5 protein-coding genes, 1 tRNA gene and 10 pseudogenes are annotated in these 17,080 nt (G+C 59.9%); 12 read left to right on the forward strand and 4 right to left on the reverse strand.

Going from position 1 to position 17,080, the window contains the following annotated elements:
* Position 1: 1 nt before the first annotated feature.
* Positions 2-1,893 (reverse strand): annotated as a pseudogene (locus ACW4PC_RS18185) (AsmA family protein).
* Between the two features lie 165 nt (positions 1,894-2,058).
* Between ACW4PC_RS18185 and ACW4PC_RS18190 the strand changes: the two are divergent.
* Positions 2,059-4,046: pseudogene (locus ACW4PC_RS18190) on the forward strand (acetoacetate--CoA ligase).
* Positions 4,047-4,242: 196 nt separating this feature from the next.
* On the opposite strand, the pseudogene ACW4PC_RS18195 reads toward ACW4PC_RS18190, so the two are convergent.
* Positions 4,243-7,788 (reverse strand): annotated as a pseudogene (locus ACW4PC_RS18195) (ATP-binding protein).
* Positions 7,789-8,004: 216 nt separating this feature from the next.
* On the opposite strand from ACW4PC_RS18195, the gene ACW4PC_RS18200 reads away from it, so the two are divergent.
* The 5 genes from ACW4PC_RS18200 to ACW4PC_RS18220 all read left to right on the forward strand — a co-directional run bounded on the left by ACW4PC_RS18200 (position 8,005) and on the right by ACW4PC_RS18220 (position 9,902).
* Positions 8,005-8,454 (forward strand): phasin, encoded by a 450-nt coding sequence (locus ACW4PC_RS18200; RefSeq protein ID WP_455874687.1) that lies wholly within the window; start codon positions 8,005-8,007, stop codon positions 8,452-8,454.
* Between the two features lie 130 nt (positions 8,455-8,584).
* A tRNA-His gene (locus ACW4PC_RS18205) sits at positions 8,585-8,661 on the forward strand.
* Between the two features lie 202 nt (positions 8,662-8,863).
* Positions 8,864-9,109 (forward strand): helix-turn-helix domain-containing protein, encoded by a 246-nt coding sequence (locus ACW4PC_RS18210; protein ID WP_455874688.1) that lies wholly within the window; start codon positions 8,864-8,866, stop codon positions 9,107-9,109.
* A gap of 130 nt (positions 9,110-9,239) precedes the next feature.
* A complete protein-coding gene (locus ACW4PC_RS18215; protein ID WP_455874689.1) occupies positions 9,240-9,677 on the forward strand; it encodes a DUF4174 domain-containing protein in 438 nt (145 codons plus the stop codon).
* 24 nt (positions 9,678-9,701) lie between these two features.
* The gene (locus tag ACW4PC_RS18220) at positions 9,702-9,902 is read left to right on the forward strand and encodes a hypothetical protein (RefSeq protein WP_455874690.1); all 201 of its coding nucleotides are present in this window, start codon (positions 9,702-9,704) and stop codon (positions 9,900-9,902) included.
* On the opposite strand, the pseudogene ACW4PC_RS18225 reads toward ACW4PC_RS18220, so the two are convergent.
* Together ACW4PC_RS18225 and ACW4PC_RS18230 are read right to left on the reverse strand one after the other, a co-directional pair.
* Positions 9,863-10,745 (reverse strand): annotated as a pseudogene (locus tag ACW4PC_RS18225) (LysR family transcriptional regulator). The gene ACW4PC_RS18220 and the pseudogene ACW4PC_RS18225 sit on opposite strands and share 40 nt — an antisense overlap.
* A 32-nt stretch (positions 10,746-10,777) precedes the next feature.
* A complete protein-coding gene (locus ACW4PC_RS18230) occupies positions 10,778-11,110 on the reverse strand; it encodes a putative quinol monooxygenase (RefSeq protein WP_455874691.1) in 333 nt (110 codons plus the stop codon).
* Positions 11,111-11,310: 200 nt separating this feature from the next.
* On the opposite strand from ACW4PC_RS18230, the pseudogene ACW4PC_RS18235 reads away from it, so the two are divergent.
* The 6 pseudogenes from ACW4PC_RS18235 (at position 11,311) to ACW4PC_RS18260 (ending at position 17,069) form a co-directional block, all read left to right on the forward strand.
* A pseudogene (locus ACW4PC_RS18235) lies at positions 11,311-12,808 on the forward strand (CoA-acylating methylmalonate-semialdehyde dehydrogenase).
* A 173-nt stretch (positions 12,809-12,981) separates the two neighbouring features.
* Positions 12,982-13,199: pseudogene (locus ACW4PC_RS18240) on the forward strand (DUF898 family protein); the annotation flags it as partial.
* Positions 13,200-13,423, forward strand: a pseudogene (locus ACW4PC_RS18245) (M48 family metalloprotease); the annotation flags it as partial.
* Positions 13,424-13,551: 128 nt separating this feature from the next.
* Positions 13,552-14,032 (forward strand): annotated as a pseudogene (gene rirA, locus ACW4PC_RS18250) (iron-responsive transcriptional regulator RirA).
* Between the two features lie 342 nt (positions 14,033-14,374).
* Positions 14,375-15,972, forward strand: a pseudogene (locus tag ACW4PC_RS18255) (ABC transporter substrate-binding protein).
* An 86-nt stretch (positions 15,973-16,058) separates the two neighbouring features.
* Positions 16,059-17,069 (forward strand): annotated as a pseudogene (locus ACW4PC_RS18260) (ABC transporter permease subunit).
* Positions 17,070-17,080: the final 11 nt, after the last annotated feature.

Here is a 17,080-nt window from a genome sequence, read left to right on the forward strand (position 1 = left end):
ATCACTGGGCGCCCGGTAGCTGCTGATTGATCCGCGGAACCGGTGAAATCACCGGGTTCGGCCAAGAGCCGCCGACGAAGAACGGCAGAAGCGGCAACACTGCCTTCTTGGCGTCATCCGTCGCCTGCAGCCATCCGGAAAGGGCCGGTCCGTTGGATTCGTACGGGATGATGCCTGAAAGGGTCAGCGTCTCGTCTGCACCTCCTGAACGCTGACGCCGCGAAGCTCGGCCGAGCCATCCGCGAGAGTGGCAGCCACATCGATCCGATTGAATTCGAACGCGCGGCCCGAAACGGCGCTCAGCGGGAAAAATTTCTGTTGAACGGCCTGGCTTCGGATCGCTTCGATGTCAAGGCCGGCGATCGAGCCCGCATTGCCGTGGAATGCCAGCTGTCCGCTCACGTCGGCAGCACCTGCCGTCCAGATCGGCTTGTTGGTTTTCAGTGAAATGTCGAGCGATCCGTTCGCGAGCGGTAATGGGCCCTTCAACTGCAACCGTTCGATCAGCCCAGCAAAATCGGCACCGCGGATCGAGACCTGCAGCTTGCCGCCGCCATCGAAGTTCCCGCGCGTTGCCTCCAGATGCGCCGTCATCTCTCCGCCTTCGAACTGGCTGTCGCCGATATCGAATTTGGCTTCGTTGCTGGAAACGATGATGCTTGCCCCCACATCAGAGAGCTGGAAGGGCGGAAGCTGCATTTCCTTGGCGGAGAGCCTGAGGTCGACATCAAGCTTCTGCAGCGGACCGCCATCTTCCGGCGCGCCCGCTTCGCCGGCGGCCAGGCGCAGAGCAAAGGCGTCGAAGAAGGGCTTGAGGTTCATACGGTCGAAGGCCAGCGTGCCGCCAAGTCTTGCCCGCGCGTTTGTTCCAATGGAGATGTCCATGACGCCGGTTGCATTCGCATCGTTGAGCCCAAGCGCGACTTCGTTGAAGCGCAGGCCGTTGGCGGCGGAAAATATGTCGCTCTCGATCGAAAACGATCTCAGCGTCTCGACGTCCGGAATGGATTTGCCGGACCAGGCCAAAAGCGCCGGCAGGTCGGGAATATTGACCGACATGTTGCCGGATAGTCCGGCAAGACCTGAGATACCGCCGATACCGGTGAATTCTGCCGTCACGAGCTTGGAGGTGAGTGCGGTTTTGATCTGAGCAACCTTGCCACCGAAGATCAGCAGCGGGCTACTGGACGAGAAGTCGAGCTTCAAATCTTGCCCGCTCGTTCTCGCGATCAGCACTGCTGTCATCGGGCTTGAAAGCCGCGGCCAGGTGATATCGGCGGTCACGCCTTCGAAATGATAGGTCTTGCCGCTTGCAAGGTCGGCGACATTGAGCGTGCCGTCTTCGACGGTGATCGCACCGATCGTCGCATCAAGCCTTTGATCGAGGACTTCGGCTCCACCTTCCTGGCGCGCGCTGGTGATCGCCTTCGCAAGCTGCCCGGCATAGGTCCAGTCGATCAGCCCCTGTTGGTCGCGCGTGAGGGAAAGATTGGGGCGCAGCAGGTGGAATTCATGAAAGCGGGCGCTGCCGCCGATGGCGTCGATGAGGCTGAAATCGGCCGAAAGGCTCTCGATCGTGCCGAGCAGCTTGTTGCCGCTGCTTTCGGGCTGGCGGATGGTAATCTGGTTCAGCGTAATGCGCGGTGTCGGCCAGAATTCGAGAACCGGCGTGCCCTTGATCTCGGCCTGATAGCCGGTCCATTTCGACAATACGTCCTCGATGCCGGAGCGCACCAGTCCGCTCGAAACGAGGTAAGGGGCGGCAACACGAAGCGCCACGAAAGTGATGGCGGCGAAAAGGATCAGGCTGGTTGCAATTCGCGCGAAACCCGGCAGCCAGCGGGAAACGGGTATCATCTTGCGCCGCCATTTTGGTTGTCTTGACGTACCCATAAGCTCCGCCAGTATTTTCAGCTGCTTATCCGTTAGCTATCGATTTCGCCGGATATATGAAACGGGAGACATATGCAAATCTCGGAGAGCCTGTGTCCGAAAGCGATGCACACTTTATAATGCGGTGCAGCATGGTATATAGCGGATAATAGGGGAGGAGATTAAATGAGTGACACCGTGCCGCTTTGGGTGCCTTCGAAAGAGTCGATTGAGGCAAGCCCGATGCATGCCTTCGTGCAGCGCTGCAATGCCGAGTTTGGTCTAGAGTTTGAAACCTATCTGGACCTTCATGCCTGGTCGATCGATGAGCCCGAAAAGTTCTGGACCTCGGTTTGGGCGTTTTGCGGTGTGAAGGGGGAGCAGGGCGCACGAGCACTCGCCGACGGCGATCTCATGCTCAAGGCTCGTTTCTTTCCTGATGCGAAGCTGAACTTCGCCGAGAACCTGCTTTCGAGCGAAGGGCCGGCTGACGCGATCGTCTTCCGCGGCGAGGACAAGGTCGAATATCGCTGGTCGTGGGACCGGCTGCGTGCTCTCGTATCCCAGCTGCAGCAAGCCTATCGCGCGCTCGGCATCGGCGAGGGGGATCGCATCGCCGCGATGATGCCCAACATGCCGGAGACGGTCGCCTGCATGCTGGCCGCTGCCTCGATCGGTGCCATTTGGTCGTCCTGTTCACCGGATTTCGGCGAACAGGGCGTGCTCGACCGCTTCGGCCAGATCGGCCCCAAGCTCTTCATCGCCTGCGACGCCTATTGGTATGGCGGCAAGCTGCAGGATGTGAAGGCGAAGGTGGCTTCGGTCGCAAGGAGCCTCGGTGCTCCGGTCGTGATTGTCCACTATGCCGGCGATGCCGCAGCGGTTGCGAGCGAGACCCCGAAGGCGATGACGCTGGAAGAATTCATCAAACCTTACCAGCCAAAAGCCGTCGAGTTCGTGCGGCTTCCCTTCGCGCATCCGCTTTATATTCTCTTCTCCTCCGGCACCACCGGTGTGCCGAAATGCATCGTTCATTCCGCTGGCGGCACGCTATTGCAGCATCTGAAGGAGCATGTGCTGCATTGCGGCCTGAAGCGTGGCGAGAAGCTCTTCTATTTCACCACATGCGGCTGGATGATGTGGAACTGGCTTGTGAGCGGCCTTGCGGTAGGCGTCACGCTTTGCCTGTTCGACGGCTCGCCCTTCGCGCCGGACGGCAATGTGCTCTTCGATTATGCGCAGGCTGAAGACTTCGCGGTTTTCGGCACTTCCGCGAAATATATCGACGCGGTGCGCAAGGGCGGGCTGACGCCGCGCACAACCCATGATCTTTCGAGCCTGCGTCTCATGACATCCACGGGATCGCCACTTTCGCCCGAAGGCTTCACCTTCGTCTATGAAGGCATCAAGGAAGACATCCAGCTAGCCTCCATCTCGGGCGGCACGGATATCGTCTCGTGCTTCGTGCTGGGCAATCCGCTGCAGCCGGTCTGGCGCGGCGAAATCCAGGGGGCGGGCCTCGGCCTTGCCGTCGACGTATGGGACGATGAAGGCAAGCCTGTGCGCCAGCAGAAGGGCGAACTGGTCTGCACCAAGGCCTTCCCGTCGATGCCGGTCGGCTTCTGGAACGATCCGGATGGCGCGAAATACAAAGCGGCCTATTTCGAGCGCTTCGAGAATATCTGGTGCCATGGCGATTTCGCCGAATGGACGGAACATGGCGGCCTTGTTATTCATGGCCGCTCCGACGCGACGCTCAACCCCGGCGGTGTGCGCATCGGCACCGCTGAGATCTACAATCAGGTCGAGCAGATGGAAGAGGTGGCCGAAGCGCTCTGCATCGGCCAGGATTGGGAAGACGACGTCCGGGTGGTGCTGTTCGTTCGCCTCGCGCCGGGCGCCGCATTGACCGACGACCTCGTCAAGGCCATCAAGACCCGCATCCGCACCGGGGCCTCGCCCCGCCATGTGCCGGCGAAGATCATCGCGGTCGCGCGATATTCCCGCGCACCAAATCCGGCAAGATCGTCGAGCTTGCGGTGCGCGAGGTCGTGCACGGGCGGCCGGTGAAAAACAAGGAGGCGCTCGCCAATCCCGAGGCGCTCGACCTTTTCGTCGGACTCAAGGAACTGCGCGATCTGATTTCAATCGTAGAGATGCACCGCAAACTATAAGATATCGTTTGATAGTTTCCCGTCGACCTGGATACCTTTCGTTAAGAAAGGTTGGTCAAAGGTAAAAGCAAGTTGGGGCTGCGCATGAACGAAGCAGCTTTGCCTTGCGGGCTCCCGAAACATGATGTTGATCGACTAAGCTCTTGTTGAACAGCACTAAATTCCAGGCAGCCATTCGTGGCTGCCTTTTTTTGATTCAGCCTGCCAGCACGCGCTGCGACGGGAAGGTGACCTCGACCAGCGTGCCCTCGTTCGGCGCCGAATTGATCGAGAAGACCGCCCGGTTTGCATCCACCATCGCCTTGGTCAGCGGCAAGCCGAGACCCGTGCCGTCGCCGCGGTGGCGCGACTGGGTCGGAAACCTGCCGGAACGGCTTCATCGCTTGGTCGAGCTCGCTGCGCGTCATGCCGATGCCGGTATCGCGGACACGCAGCACGACGCTGCCATTCGCTTCATATGACGTTGAAACGACGATCTGACCGCCTGACGGCGTGAAGCGGATGGCGTTGGAAAGGATGTTGAGGGCGATCTGCTTGACCGAGCGAAGATCGGCAACGACATTCGGCACCGACTGCGACAGCGCCGTGCGAATTATGACGCGTTGTCCGTTTGCCTGCGGCTGGACCAGAGCCACGGCCTCCGAAATCGCCTCGTTGAGGCCGACGGATGCGAAATCGAGATCCATCTCACCCGCTTCGATCTTCGAGATATCGAGCAGATCGTTGACGATATCGAGAACATGGCGGCCCGAGCGGCCGATGTCGTTCGCATATTCGATGTAGCGCGGATGGCCGATCGGTCCGAAGCGCTCGCTCGCCATCATGTCCGAGAAGCCGATGATGGCGTTGAGCGGCGTGCGGATTTCATGGCTGATGCGCGCCAGGAAATCCGTTTTGTGGGCATTCGCCGTTTCGGCGGCGCCCTTCGCATTGCGAAGCTCGTCCTCGGTGCGCTTCCACTGGGTGATGTCGCGGATGACGGCGCAATAGCCGCTGGAGGAGGTGAGCCGGCCCATGGTCATGAACAGCGGAACAAAGCCGCCGGATGACTCGCGGCCGATCACCTCACGCCCGTCGTTCAGAACGCTTGCGACGCCGTGGCCGGAAAGGCCGTTCAGATAGTCGAGCACTGCCTTCTGGCTCTCATGCGCAAAGAGCATCACGAAGGGTTTGCCGCGGGTCTCTTCCTCATCATAGTTGAAAAGCGCGCTTGCCGAGCGGTTCATCGATCGAATGTCGCCTTCTGCGCCGATGACGACCACGCCGTCCGTCGCCGTTTCCAGGATGGAGCGGAGTTCTTCCACCTCGACCTGCAGCTTGGCGACCTTTTCGACCATGCGGTCGGAACGGATGTCCGGACGGGTTACTTCGTTCTGAGACGGCGCGACCGTCACTTCCTTCGACAGGCATCAGCGCCAGCATGAGCGCGCTGGATTCTTCCCAGCGGATCGATTGCAGGCGGGCAGTGACCGGTACGAGCGAGTCGTCGGCCGTCACGAGCACCATTGCGCCCGGGCGTCCCGCTTTTTCATCCAAGTCGCGGCGTTGAAGCAGCGCGTCGATCCCGCCCACATCGCTGAGATCCTCGAGCGAAGCATAGCCGGTCAGACGCATGAATTCGGGATTGGCGTGGATCAGCGCATCGCCGGCATGGACGAGCACGGCAACCGGCAACTGGTCGACGGTGTTGGCCGATAGCCCGTCCGTCATCTTCACCCGCGGCGGGATGGCACTGTGCAGCACTTCGATCGGGCTGAAGGTTTCGTGCAGGCCCTCGGTGGCGTCGTCCCCACCCGGCTCCGCCGTTTCGACGTGCTCTTCCGTTCGCTCCGCTGTATCGGCCGGTTCTTCGGCGGCCGTGCTCGCGCTCTCGAAGATTGCCTCAGTTCGGCTCGCCTTCGGATGCAGGTTCTGCCGGCTCTGTGGAAGCCGGGCTCTCTGCAGCATCGGGCTCGGTGGGGGCCGGCTCATCGTCGCGAACGCCGAAAGCCTCCAGGCGTTTGGCGATCTCGCGGAAGTTTGCCTGCTCGGCCGCGCTCAGCGTCGGGCCTGCTCCATGGAGTTGAACGATCTTGTCCGTCAGCCGGCGGCTCGGCGTTTCCACCACGCGCAGGACTGGCGGCTCTTCGCGAGGCACGGTTTCGGAGGCTGCCTCGGGCTCCGGTGCGGCTTCCGGCGCTTCCGGCCGGGGCTGCACGTCGGATGTCGCCAAAGCAGCCTCTTCCGGCGGCTGTTCGAGGCTGGCCGTGTCGCGGCCGAAGGCATCGGCGCCGAGCGTCAGACCGAGCGCCAGCGGATCCTCGGTGGCATCGGAAAGCCGGACAACGCCGAAGCCCCGGAAGCCGTCGAACTCCCGGTTGCGCGTATAGGTCGGCAGCGCGGCGAGATCGACGGGAACGATCAGGCTCGTCCCCTCGATCGGCCAATGGATCGTCTTGCCTGACCATGTGTCCCGGCGCTCGAGTGCTTCGGCGATCTTGCCTTCGGGATCGAGGTTGAAGAGTGCCGCAATGTCGGAAAAGGCAACGCCGATGATATTGGCTGCGTGTGGACCAACGGCGTCGGCGAATTCACCCGACACTTCGCTGAAGTGGCCGTCGGCGTCGATCTTCCACACAAAGCGCGTCGCGCGGCTGTTCGGCTTGAACGCAAAGCCGTTTGCTGTCGGCGGGGTGGCAACCTTGTCTTGGCCGCCATCTTCGGTTTCGTGCCCCGGATTGCTTCCGGCAGGTTCGATCTCGCGCCGCACCTCGGCATCGGCAGGTTCTGTCACGGTCTCCGCGTCTACCGTATCGTCCCCGGCCGGCTCAGCGTGGTCGGTAAGCGGCATCTCGGGTTCGGACAGGATAAGCTCTTCGGGTTCTTCGTGATCGATGAGCGGCTCATCTGCGGCTTCCGCTACGGGCTTGGTTTCCTCGCCGTCGACAATCTCCAGCCCTTCTTCGAGGTCCTCGATATGCGCAACTGCATTGAGCGCGTCGTCGAACTTCGCGCCCTTCGGCTCGTCGATATGGTTAACGGCGGCTGTGGATAACGGCTCTTCCGGCGCTGCCGCGTCGATCGGGTCGAGATTGCCAAGCACGGTTTCGACGGCAAAGAGAAGATTGAGCGCCGGTTCGTCGCTGAGCTTGCCGACGGCAGCGGGCAGGTAACCCTTGCCGGTTGCGACCGGCCGCTTGACGAGCCGGTCGGGATGGGCGCCTGCAAGGTTCGTCAGCGTCTTGGCGGTCTGCTGGGTGATGCCGAGCGACGCAAAGCCGGGGGAGGACGCGATGACGTCGCCTTCCGCGCCGATCACGGCCATATGCGTATCGGGATCGTCGAGCCCCTGTAGCATTCTCGCTGCGGTTTCTGCGGCAGGAAGTGGTTGTGAAGAAACGGGAACCGAGAACAAAATGCCGCGCTCGCCGGACGAAAGCCCGATCATTTCGGCCGTTGCTTGGGCCGGAGCCCGCTGGAAGCCCTTGGCGATCCGGATCACTAGGCTTCTAGTGTCGCCGATCGCGGCGAGCTGGCGAGCGGTCGTCTCGATCTGGCGGAAGGTGATGTCGGTGCGATTCACGCCCTGATCGAGAAGATCATAGACGGCGGTCTGGCTGAAGAGTTCCGCACCGGCGCCATTGGCCCAGAGCAGGCGGGAAAGGTCGGCCGAGAAAAGCACCATTGCTTCGCCACGCGAAAAGCGTTCCCGCACCCGTTGATGCACGGCAATGTCGATGAACGGGTATTGGACTGCGGGCATGTCGGAACCTTGTCCCCTTTCGGCCTCTTGAAAAATTAACAGTCTATTAATAACGACGCGCCGGAAATGGGTCCAGCGCAGGGGTCGGGTTTCGGGTGGAAAGGTTAATTCGTTGTGCGACGCACAATTATGTTGCAATGCACAATGGAATGCCTTATATAAGATATATCCAAACTATGCAGGCGTTATCGGCCTGAACCCAAGGAGCTTAATTCGATGGCTAACATAAAGATCGACGACGTTTTTTCAATGTCCTCCTTCGACCCTTCCAAGTTCGCCGAATCCTTCCGCGACTTCGCGGAAAAAGGCGCCCAGCAGTCGCGTGAAGCCTATGCAAAGATGAAGGCCGCCGGCGAAGATGCCGGCAAGACCCTCGAAGCCACGGTTCAGACCGCGCAGGCCGGCACGGTTGAAATCGGCCTGAAGGCGATCGACGCACTCCGCACGAACGCTGAAAATTCCCTCTCGCACATGGAAGCTCTGCTCGGTGTGAAGTCGATTGTAGAACTCGTCGAACTTCAGACCGCTTTCCTGCGCAAGCAGGCGGAACTGACCGTCGAGCAAGCGAAGTCGATGCAGGAAACCTCCAAGCAGGTTGCCGAGAAGCTCGCAAAGCCCAGCAAGGAAGCCGCCGAAAAGGCCATGGCCTCCTTCAAGGCTGCCTGATCCCATACGGGTGCAATCAAACAAAAGGCTGGACCCTATGTCCGGCCTTTTTGTACATTGAGGGGAGATAGGACTTGAATTAATTTCCAAGTCCTCGTATGTGACCCCCGTCGCGCCGAGCGCGATTTGTGCGGTTGTAGCTCAGTTGGTTAGAGCGCAGGTTTGTGGCACCTGAGGTCGAAGGTTCGATCCCCTCCAACCGTACCATTCCTCTCAAAAAACCGAAATTCGGCAGATCCACTTCGGCCGTCCGGCTTGTTATCTGCTGAACTATTGCCCTCTGGCACTGGCTCCCTATCTAGCCACCGCAGCAAAGGTAAACTTTGTGTTATATTGCGTTGCAAAATGTGAGCCGGAATGTCATTTTGTGCCGGGGGTTACATCAGAGTGCTTTTAGAAGGAGACTTTAATGTCCATTTCTCTCAAGAATCTGGATGAATTCAAAGCGACGGTGGTTTCCGCGATGAATGTTGCCGCCGAGGTCAGGAAAGCGCGTGAGGCCGTTGGGTACAGCGTCGATGATCTGGCGGTCACCTGTGGCCTCGTCACCAATGAAATCATCGAAATCGAAAATGGGGAAAATGCAGATCCTGCAAAATTGCGGCGCATTGCTGCCGCCTTGCAGGTTCCGCCGTCCGATTTCGTTCCTCTGTAAGTCTACACTGTGAACGAACTAAAAAGCCGGTCAAATTTGACCGGCTTTTTTTCGGCTTTGCGCCACGCCCTCCGAAATGATGGAACCTGCCCATCCTCCCGCCGTTTTACAGGCGACGGGAGAGATGAGAATGTCAAAAACGCTTCTTTACGGTGCAACCAAGGTCGAGGAGACGGACGGCGCTCAGGCGCCGGTCGCAAGCCTCGAAGAGTTCCGGTGGAAGAGCCGGGTTCTAGTCATTTTCGCCGACAGGGACAATAGCCGCGCTGCGCGCCAGGAAAACCAGCTGCTTGCCGATCGCACCGGCCTGGGCGAGCGCGACATGGTCGTTCTCAAGATTTCCGGCAGTACGGTCAAGCCGATCTTCGGCGCAGGCGGCAATCTGAATGAAGGGACGCTTCGAAAGGAGCTTGGGGCTCCCGAGACTGGTGAATTCGGAGCCGCCCTTGTCGGCAAGGATGGGACGGTGAAGCTCAAGGTGAGCGAGCCGGTGAGCAACGGCGAACTCTTTGCCATCATCGACAGCATGCCCATGCGTGCAGCCGAAGCCCTGAAACCCGACAAGTGAGCAATCGAAGACGGAAGGAGCACGATGTCCGTTCCCAACGAACCGATCCCCGATCAGCCGCCGATGCCCGGGCCTGGCTGGAAACCGGAGCCGCCTGTCAAGGAGCCGGATCCCGATCGCCTGCCGGACGAGACGCCCAATCCCAATCCGGACGAAAACGACGAGTCTCCAAAGCAGGCCGGCGGTCAGAGAAATATCTGCCGTTCCGCGCCGACCAGCTCCTGAAGAAAATCGGCGACGGTGCGTACGCGCACCAGATCGCGGGCGCTCTCGTGATAGGTCGTCCAGTAGGCACGCCGGATCGAGACATCGGGCAGGATACGAACCAGTTCGTCATACTGCCGGGCGATGTAGTCGTGCAAGATTCCGATACCGGCGCCGGAACGCACCGCTTCGGTCTGACCGGTCGCCGAGGAGATCTCAAAGCCAGCGCTCCAGTTGCGCATGACCTCGCCGGTGAAATTCAGCGATTGAGAGAAGAGCAGGTCCTCGACATAACCGATGCGGCGATGCTGCTTGAGCGCTTCGTTGTTGTCGGGCAGGCCGTTTTGTTCGGCGTAACCGCGCGAGGCATAGAGCCCCAGCGTATAGTCGGTCAGCTTCGAGGATACGAGACGACCCTGTTCGGGTCGTTCCAGCGTGATGGCAATGTCCGCCTCGCGTTGCGAGAGTGAAAAGGAGCGCGGCACTGGCACCAACTGGATTTTCAGCTCCGGATGGCGCTCGATCAGCCGTCCGATACGCGGGGCCAAAAAGGAAACGCCGAAGCCGTCCGGCGCCCCGACGCGGACCGTGCCAGCGATAGCCGTGTCCGTGCGGCCGAGGTTGGCCTGCGCGGCGAGCATTTCCGTCTCCATCCGCTCTGCCGAGGCGAGGAACACTTCGCCTTCGGCAGTCAGTTCGCAGCCATTGGTGCGGCGCGTGAAGAGGCCGAGTCTTCAGTGCCGCCTCGAGCGACGTCACGCGCCGCGAGAGGGTGGCGTGGTTAAGCCCCAGCCGCTTGGAGGCGGCAAGGATCTGCCCCGTTCTCGCTACGGCGAGGAAGATGCGGACGTCATCCCAATTCATGTCCTTAAGTCCTTGCTGCCCAAGTCCCGAACCTACCTCGCCAAGTGATCGCCGGTCTTAGCGCGCAAAATGATGGGATCGACGTCAATGAGTGACAGCGACCTGACCATGCGGGCGGTCAACGACTTGTACTTGAGGAAATGCGGCGTCTGGAGATGGGCTTCGTAGTCCTCCTGGCTGGCATAGACTTCGAAGATGCAGATTTTATCCGGACGATCCTTGATCGCGACCGCGTATAGGGTCAACACGCCTCGTTCGGACGTGACCGACGCCTCGATTTCTTCAGCCAGGAGCGCACGATAGGCATCGAGCTCCGCAGGGTCTATCTCCAGTTCCGCCATTCTCACGACACGTTTGCCGCTCATCGATGGGCGACCTCCTCTTGCGTTCGGCCTCTTGCGCGCGCGGCTGCCCCCGGGTTGCGCCTTGGAGAAGGCCTGCTGGAGGAGTGCGCGCAGGTTGGGGCTTCGATTTTTGCACAACGGTTGCTTATCGCATTGCATTGATTTGTGCAAATTGAAGTGCGATTATGCGCTATCAACGGAAATCAAGAGGAGGCACATCCATGCGTGAGATCGGTCATTTCATTGGCGGCAAGCATGTTGGGGGCAAAAGCGGCCGCAGCAGCAACGTCTACAACCCGGCAACCGGTGAGGTCCAGGCGACGGTCGCGCTCGCAAGCCTCGAGGAAATCCGTGCCGCGGTCGAAAACGCCAAGGCGGCGCAGCCAAAGTGGGCCGCAACCAATCCGCAGCGCCGCGCCCGGGTCTTCTTCAAGTTCGTGGAACTCTTGAACAAGCATATGGACGAGCTTGCCGAGCTGCTCTCCAGGGAGCACGGCAAGACCGTCGAAGACTCCAAGGGCGATATCGTCCGCGGTCTTGAAGTCTGCGAGTTCGTCTGCGGTATCCCGCATCTGCAAAAGGGCGAATTCACCGAAGGCGCAGGTCCGGCGATCGACATGTATTCCCTGCGCCAGGCCGTTGGCATTGGCGCTGGCATCACGCCATTCAACTTCCCAGCCATGATCCCGATGTGGATGTTTGCGCCGGCAATCGCCTGCGGCAACGCCTTCATCCTCAAGCCCTCCGAGCGCGACCCGTCCGTTCCTCTGCGTCTGGCCGAACTGATGATCGAAGCCGGACTTCCCGCCGGCATCCTGAACGTCGTCAACGGCGACAAGGCCGCCGTCGACGCGATCCTGACGGACCCGGATATCGGCGCCGTCACCTTCGTCGGCTCCACGCCGATCGCCCGTTACGTCTATGGCACCGCCGCCATGAACGGCAAGCGTGCCCAGTGCTTCGGCGGCGCGAAGAACCACATGATCATCATGCCGGATGCGGACTTGGACCAGGCCGTCAACGCGCTGATGGGCGCAGGCTACGGTTCGGCGGGCGAACGCTGCATGGCGATCTCGGTTGCGGTTCCCGTCGGTGAGGAAACCGCAAACCGCCTCGTCGACAAGCTGACCCCGAAGATCGAGTCGCTTCGCATCGGCCCTTATACCGATGAGAAGGCCGACATGGGACCGCTCGTCACCAAGGAAGCCTATGCCCGCGTCAATAGCCTGATCGATCGCGGCGTCGAGCAGGGCGCGAAACTCGTCGTCGACGGCCGCGGCTTCAAGCTGCAGGGTTATGAAGACGGCTATTTCGTCGGCGGTTCGCCTCTTCGATCACGTCACGCCTGACATGGATATCTACAAGACCGAAATCTTCGGACCTGTGCTTTCAGTCGTTCGCGCCAAGAACTACGAAGAGGCCCTCGATCTGCCGATGAAGCACGAATACGGCAACGGCGTCGCCATCTATACCCGCGACGGCGATGCCGCCCGCGACTTCGCCTCGCGCATCAATATCGGCATGATCGGCATCAACGTCCCGATCCCGGTTCCGCTCGCCTATCACTCCTTCGGCGGCTGGAAGGCCTCCAGCTTCGGCGACCTCAACCAGCACGGTACGGACTCGATCAAGTTCTGGACCAAGACCAAGACCGTCACCGCCCGCTGGCCGTCAGGCATCAAGGACGGCGCCGAATTCGTCATGCCGACGATGAAGTAGTATCGAAAGCAAGTGAATACGCGATTCGGGGGCCGCGGCCCCCAATTTCTGCGATTTTAAGTTGTTAAATTTGCAGACGCGTGCTTCTCAACATGAGGAAGTTTTCACCCAGACGCCGCATAGGCCGGCGAAGGGGTAGGGAAACAGCGAATGCTTTTGAAGAACCGAGATGTCTGGCGGACACGCGCGGCAAATCGCGTTTCGAACGCGCGAAATTTACGGGCAGCGGCCTCGGAGTATTTCGGCATCTGGATCGTGAACGTGCTTCTCACGATCGTCACGCTGGGTATTTATTCGGCCTGGGCGAAGGTTCGCCGCAACCGGTATTTCTATGGCAATACGGTCCTGCTCGGGCGCAGCTTTCGAATATCACGCGACCGGCAAGCAGATTGGATTGCTGGCGCTTTCCTACTCGCGATCCGCCGAAAGCGAAGCCGATCGCAGGTCCGTCGACCTCATGACAGGTCCGGTATGGACCCGGCCGCGATCGTGCGCTTTTTCGATCTGATCGAGACGAAGCTCGGCGATCACTCCGAAACCAGCATGCTCTCCACCCATCCCGGTACGCCAGAGAGGAAAGAGGCCATCCTGAAATACGCCGGAAACGCCGACTGAAATGGCGCGGCAGTGGCTGGCGGTGCAAACGTGAATGTGAATTTCATATTTTGGAATTGTTCAAAACTACGAAAGCCACTATATAGCATCCATACGGCTATCCAGCCCGCGCGATTCAGGAGAACGGCATGCGATTGACGAAGCAGACCAACTATGCGGTTCGCATGTTGATGTATTGCGCTGCCAATGAAGGACATCTAGAGCCGGATTCCCGAAATTGCCAAGGCATACGGGGTTTCTGAAGCTCTTTCTATTCAAGATCCTTGCAGCCGCTGAATAAGGCGGGCCTGGTCGAAACCGTCCGGGGCCGCAACGGTGGCGTCCGGCTCGGCAAACCGGCGAAGGAGATCAGCCTCTTCGACGTCGTCAAAGTGACCGAAGACAGCTTTGCGATGGCCGAGTGCTTCGAAGACGGCGCGGTCGAATGCCCGCTGGTCGACAGCTGCGGTCTGAACTCGGCGCTGCGCAAGGCGCTCAACGCTTTCTTCGACGTGCTGGCCGAATATTCGATCGACGATCTCGTGAAGGGCGCGCCCGCAGATCAATTTCCTTCTCGGCCTGACTGGCGAAGATTTCCGCAAACCCGCCATCAGCGCTCCGGCTGCCTGACGCCTGACACGTAATAGTCGAATATCCTCATTGACCGCAGCTGCAGCATGCAGCTGCGGTTTTTGCGTTTAGCTCCTCGTGGATTGAATGCCGGCAGGCAATTTCGCGTATCCAAAAAGCGCGAAATTATACCAAAAGCGACAAAAACTCAGCTTCTTGCGTGCCGATTATTTCCAAATGAGGCCGATTTTTGACGGAAAATTTCTAAAGTTGTCCAACTGGAAAAATTTTCTGCGGATACCGTTGCTTTCAGCAAATAAATATCGTTCCATCGGCCCGCTGATCGGGATATTTGTGCTCGATCTCCAAAGATCAAAAAGAACAAACCTGGGAAACAAAATTATGAAAAAGCTCTCCGTCCTGCTGGCAGCGACGGCCCTGGCTTCGGTCATGGCGACGTCGGCCTGGTCAAAAACCCTTGTCTATTGCTCCGAAGGTTCGCCGGAAGGCTTCGATCCGGGCCTCTACACCGCAGGCACGACCTTCGACGCGACCTCGCGCACGGTCTATAACCGCCTCGTCGAGTTCAAGCACGGCAGCACCGAGATCGAGCCGGGTCTCGCCGAAAGCTGGACCGTTTCCGACGACGGCATGGTCTATACCTTCAAGCTGCGGTCGGGCGTCAAGTTCCAGACGACCGAGTTCTTCACGCCGACGCGCGATCTCAACGCCGACGATGTCATCTTCTCCTTCGAGCGCCAGCTGAAGGCCGACAATCCGTGGAACAAGTATGTCGAAGGCGGCTCTTACGAATACGCCGCCGGCATGGGCTTCCCGGAGCTCATCAAGTCGATCGAGAAGGTCGACGACCTGACGGTCAAGTTCACCCTGGCGACATCCCGAAGCGCCCTTCATGGCCGACCTCGCCATGGACTTTGCTTCGATCCTGTCGAAGGAATATGCCGACAAGCTCGCGGCTGACGGCAAGATGAACCAGATGAACCAGATGCCGCTCGGCACCGGTCCGTTCACCTTCGTCGCCTACCAGCCGGATGCCGTCATCCGCTACAAGGCCAACGAGAGCTACTTCAAGGGCAAGGAAAAGATTGACGATCTCGTTTTCGCGATCACCTCCGACGCTGCCGTCCGCGCGCAGAAGCTGAAGGCCGGCGAATGCCACATCATGCCGTACCCGAATGCTGCCGACGTAGCCGAATTGAAGAAGGACGAGAACCTGACCGTCATGGAACAGGCCGGCCTCAACGTTTCCTACGTTGCCTACAACACGCTGATCCCGCCGTTCGACAAGGTTGAAGTCCGCAAGGCTCTCAACATGGCGATCAACAAGCAGGCGATCATCGATGCCGTCTTCCAGGGCGCTGCAGCGGTTGCCAAGAACCCGATCCCGCCGACGATGTGGTCGTATAACGATGCCGTCGAAGACGACAAGTACGATCCGGATGCGGCAAAGAAGATGCTTGCAGATGCCGGCGTCAAGGATCTTAAGATGAAGCTCTGGGCGATGCCCGTCTCGCGTCCGTACATGCTGAATGCTCGCCGCGCAGCTGAACTGATGCAGGCCGACCTCGCAAAGATCGGCGTCGAAGTCGAGATCGTGACCCATGAATGGGCCGAGTACCTGAAGCTTTCCTCCGCCAAGGACCGTGACGGTGCCGTCATCCTCGGGCTGGACCGGCGACAACGGCGATCCGGACAACTTCATGGACACGCTCCTCGGCTGCGACGCTGTCGGCGGTAACAACCGCGCGCAATGGTGCAACAAGGAATTCGACGACCTGATGACCAAGGCCAAGACGACGGCAGATGTTGCCGAGCGCACCAAGGCCTACGAGCAGGCTCAGCTGATCTTCAAGAAGGAAGCTCCCTGGGCAACGCTTGACCATTCGCTCGTCTTCATTCCGGTCAGCAAGAAGGTTTCCGGCTTCGTCCAGGATCCGCTCGGCTACCACCGCTTCGACGGCGTCGACATTTCCGAATAACAAGAATTATGCAAGAATGCCCGGCTAACGCCGGGCTGGCCGGCGGTCAGGCTCCCTGACCGCCGGAAACTATTGGAACATCTGCCATGTTGCGATTTCTCATCGGGCGCCTCGCGGTCCTGATCCCAACATTCCTCGGCGTCACGCTCATTGCCTTCTCGTTCATCCGCATGCTTCCCGGCGATCCCGTCATGCTTCTGTCGGGTGAACGCGTGATGGCGCCTGAGCGTCACGCCCAGATCATGCACGATCTCGGTTTCGACCGGCCCATGTACATCCAGTACTTCGATTACCTCGGCAAGGTGCTGCAGGGCGACTTTGGAACGTCGATCGTCACCAAGCGCCCGGTTCTCGGTGATTTTGGTGCGCTCTTCCCGGCAACGCTCGAACTCTCGCTTTGTGCCATTCTTCTCGCGGTCTGTCTTGGCGTGCCCGCCGGCGTCTTTGCCGCCGTCAAGCGAGGCACGTGGTTCGACCAAAGCGTGATGGGGGTCGCCCTTGTCGGCTATTCGATGCCGATCTTCTGGTGGGGCCTGCTGCTCATCATCTTCTTCTCCGGCTATCTCGGTTGGACGCCCGTTTCGGGCCGCATCTCGCTCATGTATTTCTTCAAGCCGGTCACTGGCTTCATGCTGATCGACAGCCTGCTGTCGGGGCAGGCGGGCGCCTTCCGCTCCGCCGTCAGCTACCTCATTCTGCCGACGATCGTGCTTGCCACCATTCCGCTCGCCGTCATCGCGCGCCAGACGCGCTCGGCGATGCTCGAGGTGCTTGGCGAAGACTATGTGCGCACCGCGCGCTCCAAGGGCCTTTGAAGCCGCTTCGGGTCGTTGGCGTGCATGCGCTGCGCAATGCCATGATCCCGGTTGTGACGACCATCGGTCTGCAGATCGGCGTCCTGCTTCGCGGGCGCGATCCTGACCGAGACGATCTTCTCCTGGCCCGGCATCGGCAAGTGGATGGTCGATTCGGTCGTTCAAGCGCGGACTATGCGGTGCGTCCAGGGCGGTCTTCTGCTGATCGCCGGCATCATCATGCTGGTCAATCTGATCGTCGACGTCACCTACGGCTTCATCAACCCACGCATTCGGCACTAGGAGCGGTCCCG

Source organism: Rhizobium yanglingense (assembly GCF_977109285.1).